The 12,330-nt window shown below is 69.1% G+C and carries 13 protein-coding genes; 3 read left to right on the forward strand and 10 right to left on the reverse strand.

Going from position 1 to position 12,330, the window contains the following annotated elements:
• Positions 1 to 98: 98 nt before the first annotated feature.
• On the reverse strand, positions 99 to 1,343 hold the full coding sequence (locus AC5P9I_RS12010) for an efflux RND transporter periplasmic adaptor subunit (RefSeq protein ID WP_130768685.1): 1,245 nt from the start codon (positions 1,341 to 1,343) through the stop codon (positions 99 to 101).
• Positions 1,344 to 1,545: 202 nt separating this feature from the next.
• Between AC5P9I_RS12010 and AC5P9I_RS12015 the strand changes: the two genes are divergently transcribed.
• The 3 genes from AC5P9I_RS12015 to AC5P9I_RS12025 are packed head-to-tail and all read left to right on the forward strand — an operon-like array spanning position 1,546 to position 3,490.
• Positions 1,546 to 1,671, forward strand: a complete 126-nt coding sequence (locus AC5P9I_RS12015) for a hypothetical protein (protein WP_254918072.1) — start codon at positions 1,546 to 1,548, stop codon at positions 1,669 to 1,671.
• Positions 1,668 to 2,891 (forward strand): sensor histidine kinase, encoded by a 1,224-nt coding sequence (locus AC5P9I_RS12020; RefSeq protein ID WP_495217401.1) that lies wholly within the window; start codon positions 1,668 to 1,670, stop codon positions 2,889 to 2,891. The genes AC5P9I_RS12015 and AC5P9I_RS12020 overlap by 4 nt, the downstream gene beginning before the upstream one ends.
• Positions 2,888 to 3,490 (forward strand): response regulator transcription factor, encoded by a 603-nt coding sequence (locus tag AC5P9I_RS12025; RefSeq protein WP_014645643.1) that lies wholly within the window; start codon positions 2,888 to 2,890, stop codon positions 3,488 to 3,490. The genes AC5P9I_RS12020 and AC5P9I_RS12025 overlap by 4 nt, the downstream gene beginning before the upstream one ends.
• A gap of 572 nt (positions 3,491 to 4,062) precedes the next feature.
• Here AC5P9I_RS12025 and AC5P9I_RS12030 read toward each other — a convergent pair.
• The 9 genes from AC5P9I_RS12030 to AC5P9I_RS12070 form a co-directional block, all read right to left on the reverse strand.
• The gene (locus AC5P9I_RS12030; RefSeq protein ID WP_057494446.1) at positions 4,063 to 4,599 is read right to left on the reverse strand and encodes a cytochrome b; all 537 of its coding nucleotides are present in this window, start codon (positions 4,597 to 4,599) and stop codon (positions 4,063 to 4,065) included.
• Entirely contained in the window at positions 4,596 to 5,699 is a 1,104-nt protein-coding gene (locus AC5P9I_RS12035; protein WP_049470011.1) for a catalase family peroxidase, read from the reverse strand. Before AC5P9I_RS12035 ends, AC5P9I_RS12030 begins: the two co-directional genes overlap by 4 nt.
• A 140-nt stretch (positions 5,700 to 5,839) precedes the next feature.
• The gene (locus tag AC5P9I_RS12040) at positions 5,840 to 7,207 is read right to left on the reverse strand and encodes a leucyl aminopeptidase family protein (RefSeq protein ID WP_049470013.1); all 1,368 of its coding nucleotides are present in this window, start codon (positions 7,205 to 7,207) and stop codon (positions 5,840 to 5,842) included.
• Between the two features lie 3 nt (positions 7,208 to 7,210).
• Entirely contained in the window at positions 7,211 to 7,930 is a 720-nt protein-coding gene (locus AC5P9I_RS12045; RefSeq protein WP_049470017.1) for an HAD family hydrolase, read from the reverse strand.
• A gap of 31 nt (positions 7,931 to 7,961) precedes the next feature.
• A complete protein-coding gene (locus AC5P9I_RS12050; RefSeq protein ID WP_049470021.1) occupies positions 7,962 to 9,071 on the reverse strand; it encodes an AI-2E family transporter in 1,110 nt (369 codons plus the stop codon).
• A gap of 67 nt (positions 9,072 to 9,138) precedes the next feature.
• Positions 9,139 to 9,594 carry a hypothetical protein gene (locus AC5P9I_RS12055; protein WP_049470024.1) on the reverse strand — a complete coding sequence of 152 codons (456 nt, stop codon included), beginning with the start codon at positions 9,592 to 9,594 and terminating at the stop codon, positions 9,139 to 9,141.
• Positions 9,591 to 10,061 (reverse strand): phage holin family protein, encoded by a 471-nt coding sequence (locus AC5P9I_RS12060; RefSeq protein WP_049465970.1) that lies wholly within the window; start codon positions 10,059 to 10,061, stop codon positions 9,591 to 9,593. The genes AC5P9I_RS12055 and AC5P9I_RS12060 overlap by 4 nt, the downstream gene beginning before the upstream one ends.
• Before the next feature lie 8 nt (positions 10,062 to 10,069).
• On the reverse strand, positions 10,070 to 10,435 hold the full coding sequence (locus AC5P9I_RS12065) for a hypothetical protein (protein ID WP_049465967.1): 366 nt from the start codon (positions 10,433 to 10,435) through the stop codon (positions 10,070 to 10,072).
• Between the two features lie 101 nt (positions 10,436 to 10,536).
• Positions 10,537 to 11,970 (reverse strand): Do family serine endopeptidase, encoded by a 1,434-nt coding sequence (locus AC5P9I_RS12070; protein WP_049465966.1) that lies wholly within the window; start codon positions 11,968 to 11,970, stop codon positions 10,537 to 10,539.
• Positions 11,971 to 12,330: the final 360 nt, after the last annotated feature.

Here is a 12,330-nt window from a genome sequence, read left to right on the forward strand (position 1 = left end):
GGTTCTCCACGGAAGGCGGGAAACGGGGAAGCGCACCCGCGATGGCCGCGGGCGAGCGTCGAGCGGTGCTGCCGGCGGCGCCCACGGGCGCCAGGCCGTTACTGCGCTTGTTTCTGTTGCACCTTGGCGCCATCGCGCAGGGTGTCCGGCGGGTTCACCACCACCGATTCGCCGGCGCTCACGCCCTTGAGGATCTGGCGGTCCTTGCCCATCGCCTGGCCAGCCTCGACCGTGCGCTGCTGCACGCGGTTCTCGTCACCCAGCACGAAGGCCACCGAGGCGCCGTCGCGCTGCACCACGGCGCCGCCCGGCACGCGCACGCCCTGCGGCTTGGCCGCGGCCTGCGGCTGCGCCTGTTCCAGGAAGCTGACGCGCACGCCCATCTCCGGCACGATGCGCGGGTCCTTCACCTTCAGCGCCACGCGTACCTTCACCGTGGCCTTGCCGCGGTCGGCGGTGGGGATGATGGCGATCACCTCGCCGGGAATCTTCCATTCCGGGTAGGCGTTGAGGATGGCTTCCACCGGCATCTTCGGCTGCACGCGGCCGATGAAGGCCTCGCCGACCTCGACTTCGATCTCCAGCGAGTCCATGTCGACGATGGTGCCGATGCCGGTGCGGGTGAAACCACCGCCCGCCGACAGCGGCGAGACGATTTCACCCGGCTGCGCCGCCTTGGCGGTGACCACGCCGGAGAACGGCGCGCGTACCACGTTGTTGTCCACGCCAAGGTCGGCGATGGCCAGCTGGTCCTGGGCGACCTTGACGTTGCGCTGCGCGGTATCCAGCTGCGCGCGCAGGCTGTCGCGCTGGGCCACGGCCTGGTCGTACTGCGAGCGCGACACCAGCTGCTGGCCGACCAGCGCCTGCAGGCGGCTGGCTTCGGCGGCGGCCTGCCTCTGCTGCGCCTGCAGCCCGGCGACCTGGCTGCGTGCGGCCTGCAGCTGCGAGGCGTACAGGCTGCGCTGCGCGTCGGCATCGATCGGGTCCAGCGTCGCCATCACCTGGCCAGCCTCGACCCGCATGCCTTCTTCGATCATCACCTCGCGCACCTTGCCGGTGATCTTGGCCGATACCGTGGCCATGCGCCGGGCGACCACGTAGCCACTGGCGTCGAGCACCGAGCTGCTGGCGCTGCCCTGCTGGATGGCCACCGCCGGCGCGGTTTCCACCTCCACGGCCGGCGCGCGGCCGAACACGAAGGCCACGGCAGCAGCAAGCAGCACGACCACGATGATCGCGATCCACAGCCAGCGGCGGCCACCGCCATTGCCCCCGGAGGCCGGCGGCGGCGACTTGCGGTCGATACGGAGTTCCTTCAACAGCTCGGCAGAAGCGTTCATTCGTTCCATCACAGGCGTTCGGGCGGGTGTGGCCGGAAGGGCGGACGGCGGCGGTTCCGGCGGTGGAGCGTGCGGCACAGCATGACGGCAGGCACAGCGATGACGGCAGTGACAGCTGTCACCCGATGACACTGACGGCGGCAACTGCGAAATGTGACCACGGCGGCACAGGATGGCAACGTTCCCGCTACCGGTACTGCCCATGGATCCGATCGCCCCATTGCCGGCACGCCGCAGCGGCGCCGCCAAGCGTACCGTGATCTGCGCCCGGTTGCGCCGGTGCCGCCCGGTCGGCGGCGCCTGCGCGCAGGCCGCTGAACTGGCATGATCGGCGGCGATCGTCCCCGCCTGGAACCGCCCGTGCCCTCGACATGGCTTGCCTCGCTGCTGCGCCCCGCGCCGGACTCGGCGGTGGCCGATACGCTGCGCCGGGGAAAATCGCCCTGGAGCGAGGCAATCCACCTGCTGTGGTCGGTGTGGATCTTCCTGACGCCCTTGCTTGGCCACGGCTTCACCCTGCGCTGGCTGCTGCTGACGCTGGCCAGCTATCCGGTGTTCCTGCTGCTGTACGCCAAGGTGATGGTGGCGCCGCGCCATCACGCTCCGCGCTATGCACTGGGCCTGATCGCGATGTCGCTGGTGCTGCTGCCCTGGTACCCGTCCGGGCTGACCTACTTCGTGTTCGGCTGCGTGCTGCTGCGGGTGAGCGGACGCGGTGGCTGGTGGCAGTATCTGCTGCAGCTCACTGGCCTGAATCTGCTGTTCTGCAGCCTCGCGCTGGTGTTCCAGTACCCATGGCAGAGCCTGGTCTGGATCCCCGCCGTGTCCTATATCGTGGGGCTGGTCGTGAACGTGGAAGCGCTCAACCAGCAGAAGGATGCGGCACTGCAGCTGTCGCAGGACGAGGTGCGGCGGCTGGCGGCCACTGCCGAGCGCGAACGCATCGGCCGCGACCTGCATGACCTGCTCGGCCACACCCTGTCGCTGATCACGTTGAAGCTGGAGCTGGCGCGCAAGCTGCACGACCGCGGCGACGCGCGCGCGCGGCTGGAGATCGGCGAGGCCGAGGCCATCGCCCGCGAAGCGCTGGCACAGGTCCGCAGCGCGGTCACCGGCATCCGCGCCAGCGACCTGGCCGGTGAGCTGGCATCGGCGCGGCTGCTGCTGGAATGCCAGCAGGTCCACCTTCAATACGCACCACCACCGGCGATGCCGGTGGATGTCGAACGCGGGCTGGCGCTGGTGCTGCGCGAGGCCGCAACCAATATCGTGCGCCACGCACAGGCAACACAGGCACGGGTGGAGTTCATGCTGGAGGGACGCATGCTGGCGATGCAGATCCGCGACGATGGCCGTGGCGGCGTGCAGGCCGAGGGCAACGGGCTGAGCGGCATGCGCGAACGCGTGGCCGCCCTGGGGGGCAACCTGCAGGTACAGTCCGCAAGGGGCGAGGGCACGCGACTGACCGTGCGCGTGCCACTGGCTGCCGCGACCACACCGTTGCCGCCGGGAACGCCGCCGTCGCTGGCGCAGGACGGTGCCGCATGATCCGCATCCTGCTGGCCGAGGACCAGGCGATGGTACGCGGCGCACTGTCGGCGCTGCTGGGCCTGGAGCCGGATATCGAAGTGCTGGGCAGCGCCGCCGACGGCGAAACCGCGTGGCGCATGCTGCAGCAGTTGCAGCCGGACATCCTGGTGACCGACATCGAGATGCCGGGCCTGTCCGGGCTCGAGCTTGCCCAGCGCATCGCGCGCCACGAGCTGCCGATCAAGGTGGTGATCGTGACCACCTTCGCCCGCGCCGGCTTCCTGCGCCGCGCGCTGGAAGCCGGCGTGCTGGGCTACCTGCTGAAGGATGCACCGGCCGAGAACCTGGCCGATGCACTGCGCAAGGTGAAGCAGGGCATCCGTGCGATCGACCCGCAGCTGGCGCTGGATGCATGGTCACAGGCCGATCCGCTGACCGACCGCGAGCGCCGTGTGCTGCGGCTGGCGGGCGAAGGCCGTACCGCCAGCGAGATCGCCGAGCAGCTGGGCTTGTCGCACGGTACTGTGCGCAATTACCTGTCCGAGTGCATCGGCAAGCTGGGCGTGGCCAACCGGATCGAGGCGTACCGGCTGGCGCGGCAGAAGGGGTGGCTGTAGCGGCGTGCGCCGACGCACGGGTAGCGCCGGGCGCTGCCCGGCGGATCATTTCCGCGACCGTGGAGGGGTGTCACTTTCTTTGCTCGTGCAAAGAAAGTAACCAAAGAAACACGCCGCCAGAGCGCGAGCCGTCGCTACGCGACGGTTCCCTGCGCTTCTCGGCGAATCAGGGGACGGCGCCGAACTCGCTGCGCTCAGACACCGGCGCCTCTACGCCCCTGATTCCCCTGCGATGCTTGGCTCGCTAAAAGGCGGACCCAACGTCAAAGGCAGAAGCAGCACCCAGTAGATCCACGCCATGCGTGGATGCTCTTGCTGTTGATCTTGACCTTCCAGTCCGCCTTGAGCGAGCCGAGCACCGCAGGTCCGGCGAGGGCGAAGAGGCGCGGGTGTTTGAGCGCAGCGAGTTCCCGCGCCGTACCTCGACGGACCGAGGAGCGCAGGGAACCGTCGCGTAGCGGCGGCTCGCGGCCGGCGGAGCGTTTCTTTGGTTACTTTCTTTGCGCGCAAAGAAAGTGACACCCCCGCGGTCGCGCAAACAACCCGCCGGGAACTCCCGGCGAACCCGATCATCACTCCTTGCCGCGCGCCATCGCCTGGAACACCCCGTCACGCCGCACCCACAGGTGGAACAGCGCCGCACCCACATGCATCAGCACCGTGGCAAACAACACATAGGCCAGCAGGCTGTGCGCATTGCGCAACGCGGCATACAGCGCCGGAGTGTGCGGCACGATCGGCGGCAGGTGCAGGCCACCCCACAGCACGATCGGGTAGCCGCCGGCAGACAGCATCGCCCAGCCGATCAGCGGCATCGCCAGCATCAGTGCATACAGCATCCAGTGCGATGCCTTGGCCGCCATTACCTGCCACACCGGAAGATCCGCCGGCAGCGGCGGCGGGCGATGCCGCAGCCGGTTGTACAGGCGCAGCAGCACCAGTACGCCGAGGGCGATGCCCAATGGGCGGTGCAGGTCGATCAGCATCGGCCGCAGGTGCAGCGAGGCGACCATGGTCACACCGATGAACAGCATGGCGATGATCATCAGCGCCATGGACCAGTGCAGCACCCGCGCCAGCAGGTTGAAGTGGCCGTTGCCGGTGCTCATCGTGCGGCCTCCTTCGGTGGCTCGACGTTACCGCTGGCGCGCTCGCGTTCGCGGCGGTTGAAAGACTGCGAATAGACCGCCGAGCGTGCCGCCAGGATGGGGTCGTCACTGCCGCGCACGCCGCTGGGCAGGATCAACGGATCGAAGTTGATCTGGCCACACGCACCCTGTTCCTGCGATTGCATGTGGTCCAGGCTGAGCACGCCGGCCACCACCTGGTCACGCGATTCCGGCCAGGGTACCGATGGATCGTCGATGGCATCGCCGGGCTCGGCAGTGGTCACGACCAGGTTCCAGCGCACCGGGCCCTTGGCCAGACGCTGCTGCAGTTCCTCGCTGAGGAAATCGACGCTGGCCTGCTTGCGCGTTTCCGCGTCCATCTCCACTACCGGTGCCTGCGGCTGCCAGCGCCAGCGCACCGCACGCTTCTGGCCCTGCGCGTTGGTGAACCAGAAGCTGTTGACACTGTTGAAGGTGGTGTCGGCCCAGCTGCTGGTCCAGGGTGCCGTCTTCGCCCACTGCTGGAACGCCTGTGCGCTCGGGTACCTGGCCAGCACCGCCGCCATCTTCTGCGGGTCGGGCTTGCCGGTGGCCGGGTCGGGAATGGAGGCACGGGTCTGCTCGTAGAACGCCTCGGCGCTGGGCACAGCGAAGAACGGGAAGCTGTTCATCGCCATCCGCCATTCCTGGCCATCGTCGCTGACCAACTGCACCGCCAGGCTGCGCACGCGTGCGGTGTTGTCGGCGCCGTAGGGATCACCGCCACCGATCGACAGGCGGCCCATCACCGGTACGCGGGCCTGCGAGAACACCCGCGCGCTGGACAGGGTGGGGGCCTGTGCGCTGGGTTCGAACCAGCCGCTTACGCAGATGCCCTTGCTGTGCGCACGACGGAAGCCCGGATGGGCTGGGCCGGTGGCCTCGATGGTGTCGGTGAAGCGCTGCGCGGTGAGGCGGTCGCCCATCCAGCCGGCCAGCCAGGCAAAGGCCAGCGCGACGCCACCCAGGATGAGTGCGATCAATGCGATCCAGAGCAGCGGCGAATGCCTGCGCGGTGCGCCTGCCGTCTGGCCGGCGCGGGTGTAGCGGAAGAGCGACATGGTCGGAGTCCTGCCTTCACGGAGCGTGTGGGTGGTCGACCCTCACATCCTCGCAGAACCCGGCCGGGGCCGGAATTCAATTTTTCGTCAGATTTGCCAGCCCCGCCTGGGGACGCGCCGGGCCGTGCCCGGCGCCGCCATCATGCGTAACGCGCCTTGAGCATCGCCCACGCCGAACGCAGGGCCAGCGCCTCGCCACCGGCTGGGCGTCCCGGGCGCTCGCCGTCGTTCCAGGCGTACACGTCCAGATGCGCCCAGCGCTGGCCGTCTTCGAGGAAGCGTTCCAGGTACAGCGCGGCGGTCACCGAGCCGGCCATGCGCGAACCGGCGTTGGCCAGGTCGGCGATGCCGCTGCTCAGGTAACGCAGGTAGGGGCGCCACAGCGGCATGCGCCAGACCGGGTCACGGGTGGCGTCGCCGGCCTGCAGCCACTGCTGGGCCACGCTGTCGTCATTGCTGAAGAGCGCCGGCAGGTCCGGACCCAGCGCAATGCGTGCAGCGCCGGTAAGGGTGGCGAAGTCCAGCACCAGGTCAGGCTTCTGCTCGCTGGCGAAGGTCAGCGCATCGCACAGGATCACCCGGCCTTCGGCGTCGGTGTTGTCGATCTCCACGCTCAGGCCCTTGCGGGTGGCGATCACTTCGCCCGGGCGGAACGCATCCGGACCGATCGCGTTTTCCACCGCCGGCACCAGCAGGGTCAGGCGCACCGGCAGCCCGCGCGCCATCACCAGGCCGGCCAGCGCCAGTGCATGCGCGGCGCCGCCCATGTCCTTCTTCATGTTGCGCATGCCGTCGGCCGGCTTGATGTCCAGCCCGCCGGTATCGAAGCAGACGCCCTTGCCGACCAGCACCAGCGCCGGATCGGTGTCCTTGCCCCAGCGCAGCACGACCAGGCGCGGCGCGCGGTGCGACGCACGGCCGACGGCGTGGATGGCCGGGAAGTTCTGCTTCAGCAGTTCATCGCCGGTGATCGCCTCGACCTGCGCGCCATGGGCAGCGGCCAGGGCACGCGCGGCGTCTTCCAGCTGCTGCGGGCCCATGTCTTCGGTCGGGGTATTGACCCAGTCGCGCACGCGCAGGCTGGCAGCGATCAGGTCGGCCACTTCCCCGGACGGTGCCGCCACCAGCTGTGCCGGTGCACGGTTGCGCTTGCGGTAGCGGTCGAAGCGGTAGCTGCCCAGGCCCCAGCCCAGCTGCAGCAGCGCCCGTTCGGCGGCCGGCAGTTCGTTGGCCAGCTGCCACACGCTGCCTTCGGGCAGTGCGTGCGGGGCGTGCGCATAGCTGTAGGCATCGGCGCGGTCGCCGACGCCGACCACGGCGCCGGCCAGGCCATCGGCGCCCGGCAGCAACGCCACGCTGTGCGCGCCGGCGCTGAAGCCCTGCGACGCCAGCCAGGCCCGGGTGGCGGCCGGCTGGCCGTCCTTCCAGGCCGCGAACTGTTCGCGGTCCAGCACGTACAGCGGCAGTGCTGCGCCGCTGTCGGCGGTGAAACCAGTGATCTCGCTCATGCGTCAGGTACTCCGGGATGCGGCGGCGTCGAGGTTGGCGTCCAACCAGTCGGCCAGGCCGGTGAGGGTGTCGAACTGCAGGTCCGGCTGCAGCTGCGGATGGGTCCAGGTGGCTGCGTCGCGGTTGATCCAGCAGCCGCGCAGGCCGGCGGCGATCGCCCCGGCCACGTCCATCTCGGCGTGGTCGCCGACATGCAGTACCTGTGCCGGCACCACGCCGAGGCGGGTGCAGGCAGCGTGGAAGATGCTTGCTTCGGGCTTGGCCGCGCCGTGTTCGCGCGCGCCCAGCTGGAAGGCGAAGTGGTGGGCCAGGCCGATCCGTTCCAGGTCGGCATTGCCGTTGCTCAACGCAGCCACCGGCACCCGCGCGGCAATCCGCGCCAGCGCATCGATCGCATCGGGGTAGCACTCGACCTGGTTGCGCGCGGCGTAGAACACTTCATACGCCGGCTCCAGCAGGTCCAGGCTGGCGCCACTGCTGTGCAGCGCTTCGTGCAGGGTCAGCCGGCGCAGTTCGCTGAGGTCGTGGTGCAGATGCGGGTGGGCGTGGTACAGGCGCTCGCGCAGTTCGCGCATCGCGGCCACCGGATACATCGCGGCGGTGGCGGGGCTGTGTTCACGCATCCATGCGTGCAGGACCTGCTCGATGCGGGCGCCGATCGGAGCGAACGGCCACAGCGTGTCGTCGAGGTCGAGGGTGATGGCTTGGACGGGGAAATTCACCCCGCCATTCTACGCCTGCCCGCGCGGGCTTTCATTCCAGCAGCCGCGCCCAGCCCTGGGTGCCATCCAGCCGTGCCAGCACCAGTTTGATGCATACCAGCAGGGGCACCGCCAGCAGCAGGCCGATCATGCCCCAGGCCCAGCCGAACACCATCAGCGCCAGGATCAGCACCAGCGGTGACAGCTTCATGCGCCGGCCCAGCACGATCGGGGTCACCATCTGCCCTTCCAGCGTGTGCAGGGCCAGGTAGGCGGCGGCCGGCAGCAGCGCCTGCAGCGGGTCGGGGAATTCCACGAAGCCCATCAGCAGCATCAGCGCCACGCCGATCAGCGGGCCCACGTAGGGCGCAAAATTCAGCAGCGCGGCGACCGTGCCCCACAACAGCGCTTCCTGCAGGCCGATGCCGAGCAGCATCAGCACGCCGGCGAACACCAGCCCGACCAGCGTATTGATCACGCTGATGGTCAGCACATAGCGCGAGACCTCGCGCTCGATCGAACGCAGGATGTCGGTGGTGAAGCGCTGCTGCTGGCGGTTGGGCAACAGGGCGATCGCCGCGCGCTGCAGGCTCTGCCCGTAGATCATGAAGAACAGCGTCAGCAACACCACCGCCAGTACCGATGCCGCCAGTCGGGGGGCACGGGTCAGCATGCGGTACGGGTCGTCCAGCTGGGTGCGGATCACCTGCACCTTGTGGTTGCTGTCACCGCCGGCCACGCGCGCGAAGTTCTCCGCGGCCTGGTTGGCCTGCTGCACCGGCTTGGTCAGGTTCTGTACCTGGCGGGCGACCTTGCGCAGCTGCTGCGGCGCTTCCTGCGCCCATTCCATCGCCGGGCCGATCAGCTGCACTGCCAGCGAACCGGTCACGCCCAGGCCGGCGCCGAGGATCAGCAGTGCGCCCAGGGCGCGCGGAATCCACAGCTTCTGCAGCAGGCGCAGGATCGGATTGCCGACCAGCGCGAAGAACATCGCCAGCAGCACCGGCAGGATGATGTCCTGCGCGGCCCATAGCGTGTACCCCACGGCCAGGGTTGCCAGCACCACCAGTGACATCGGCCCGCGCGGGCGCGAGGGAGGCGGCAGCGGCGCGTCCGGTTCCTGTGGATCGGCCGGTGACGGGGACAGGAGGGACTCGCTCATCGACGCACCAGCCGGAAAGGGAAACGCATTATCCGCCGGCCGTCTGCGGCGCGGCGGTTTCCATGGATCAACGTTCGGACAGCTCGGTGGCCGCTTCGGCCGGACGCGGTTCGCGCAGCTCTGCTTCCGGCACCGGTCGCGGCGCCGGTGCGGGCCGTGCGTCGGCGGCGGAGACGGCTGCCTGCGCCTGTTCGCTGGCATCGCCGGCTTCTTCGGCCGCGTCGTCGGCTGTGGCTGCCGCCTGTGCCGCCATCGCGGTGGCGAACGCCGCCTGTGCGCTGGCGAACAGGTTCGAGACCGAACCGGCCATCTGCAGCCAGCGCGCACCGTTCACCTTGCCCGGCACTTCCAGCTTGCCGGCGATGAAACCGCCGGCCAGTCCGACCACGACGATGCGCAGCGGCGACCAGCCCCGGCGCCAGACCTGGCTGAGCGTGGACCAGTGGTCCTGGGTTTCGACCAGGCGCACGGTCACCACCTGTTCGCAGCGTTTTACCCGCCGCTGAAGCGCACCGAACTTCATGGCTTGCCCTCGGGCAGCTGCACCTCGGCATCCGGATCGTCCTCGCTGGGCTCGTCGAACAGCCCCAGGCGTGACAGTTGGCGCCGGGTGGCGTGCATGCCGGTGTGGTGGAAGAAGTAGGACACCCGCCAGATGGCATAGCCGGTGACGGCCAGGCTCAGCAGCGAGGTGATCAGCAGCGCCTGCAGCCAGCTCAGCCCCCAGCTCTGCAGCAGCGCGATGAGGGTGGCCGCCATCAGCAGCCAGGCCGAGGCACCAAATACGATCGCCACGCCGGCCCAGGCCAGTGCACGGCCGAAGGCACTGCGGGCCAGGGCGAAGTCGGCCGAGGCCAGCCGGCGCAGCGAGCGCACGGTGTGCTTGGCCGAATCGGCGGCGGCACGACCGGCCGCGCCGACCTGGCGGATGCTCTCATCCAGCGGCGGGGTCGCCGCCGGATCAGGGGCTTGCGCGTTGTCTTCGCTCACGCTGCGGCTTACTTGTCGCTGCTGCCGCGGGTCAGCTTGGCAATGATCCAGCCGGTAGCGAAGGCAACGCCGAACGAGGCCAGCGGACGCTCGCGGATCAGCTCGGCGGCGCTGTCGATCAGGTCCTTGCCCTTGTCCATCAGTGCGTCGACCTGTTCCTTGGCGGCGGCACCGCCGAACTCGGCGGCGGCCAGGCCGGACAGCGCGCTGTCGGACAGTTCGGCCTTCACGTTGGCCTTGCCGATGCGCAGCTCGTCGGTTGCTGCACCGGTGGCGCCCTTGATCGCACCGCCGGCGGCGCTGGCGGCCTGCTTCAGGTGGGAACCGGCTTCACCCAGGTGTTCCTTCAGGTTCTCGGTATTGGTGGGGCTCATCGAATCACTCCTGTTGCGATGGGGGAACGGGCGTCGGCGGTGCCGACCTGGACTGACAGCAATACCATTGCCAGGGTATAGGGGGTGTTACGGCAGGGCGATCAGCGCATCACGAGCTGGCCCTGCTGCTGGCCGTTGTTGCGCAGCACGCGCACCACCAGGGTCGGCGGGCGTTGCTGGAAGTTGGCACGCCAGCTGGCCAGATCGGCGAACTCACCAACGGTGGCGTCGGTGATGATGTCGCCCTGCTGCAGGCCATTGCTGGCCGCGCGGCTGCCGCGCTTGACCTCGCTGACCAGTACGCCGCCGACACCCGATTGCCGCAGCGACTCGGGCAGGTCGACGAAGGTCGCGCCGGTCAGGCGCGGGTCCAGGCTCTCACCGCTGACCGCACGCGCCTGTTCCTTCAGCGTTGCCTTGATCTGCAGGGGCTTGCCTTCGCGGCGCACGTCCAGCGTCATCGGGCTGCCGACCGCCGCCAGGCCTTCCACGTTGTGCAGCGCTTCGGCGCTGTCCACGCGCTGGCCGTTGGCCGAAACCACCACGTCGCCCGGCTTCAGTCCGGCCGCGGCCGCGGCCGAGCCGGCCAGTACCCGCGTGATCAGCGCGCCACGGGTTTCGCCCAGGCCCAGGCCCTGCGCGATCTGCGCGGTCAGGTTCTGGCTCTCCACACCCAGCGTGCCACGCACCACCACGCCGTGCTTGACCAGCTGGTCCACCACGCTGCGCGCCAGGTTGGATGGAATGGCCAGGCCCAGGCCGATGTTGCCGGCCATGCTGCCCTGCGGGTTGAAGCTGGCGGTGTTGATGCCGACCAGCTGGCCCTGCAGGTCGACCAGCGCACCACCGGAGTTGCCCGGGTTGATCGACGCGTCGGTCTGGATGAAGTTCTGGTAGCCCAGCCCACGGATGCCGCTGCGGCCCACCGCCGAAACGATGCCCGAGGTGACCGTCTGGCTGAAGCCGAACGGATTGCCGATCGCCACCACGAAGTCGCCCACGCGCAGCTGGTCGCTGTTGCCGAGCTTGATGTCGGTCAGGTTCTGCGCCGGGATGCGGATCAGCGCGATGTCGGTATCGCGGTCAGAACCGAGGAACTCCGCTTTCACCGTGCGCCCGTCGGCCAGTGTCACCTGCACGTCATCGGCGTTGTCGATGACGTGGTGGTTGGTCAGCACCAGGCCCTCCCGGGCATCGATGATCACGCCCGAGCCCAGTGATTCATTGATGCGTTCCTGCGGGATGTCCGGGAACAGGCGGCGGAAGAACGGGTCGTTGAAGAAGGGGTTGCGCACGCGCACCACCTGCTTGGTATTGACGCTGACCACCGCCGGCATCGCCTTTTCCAGCATCGGCGCCAGCGACGGCACCGCCTGCCCGGCCACCGAGGCCGGCAGCGCCGCGGTGGTCGGCAGCACCGCAGGCAGTGGCGCTGCGTCGGCACGGTTGTCCAGGTGCGCATTGAGGCCGGTGGCAACGAAGCCACCGAAGGCGGCGGCGATTGCGAGCGTGAGCAGGGTAGGTAGCGGTCGCATGGGAGTCGGTTCGCTGGCGTGGGTGGGGGCGGGTCGGCCCTACGGTAAAACAAGCTGAATGAGTGTGTCGCGATCTGGATAAATGCGCCATGAAAACGGCGTGCCTGGACGTCGGCGGCAGGGGCGGAAACAGGACCGTAGCGACACACCGGGCAGCGGATTCGCGCGCCACCGAAGGCGATCGCCGAGCGCGCCGGCCGCAGCCGAACCTTGCGCAGTTCCGCGCAAGCCGGCGCCGCAATGCGCCACGGCGCGTGCAGGCTGCCGCCTTCGCGCGGGCACGCGCGGGGCCTGCCGGACACCACGCGATGGGCGCGGCACATCGCTGAAAAAAAGGGGTTTGCTGCAAAGCGCAGGCGA

The sequence above is a fragment of the Stenotrophomonas sp. YJH_SMC_29 genome (assembly GCF_059371235.1).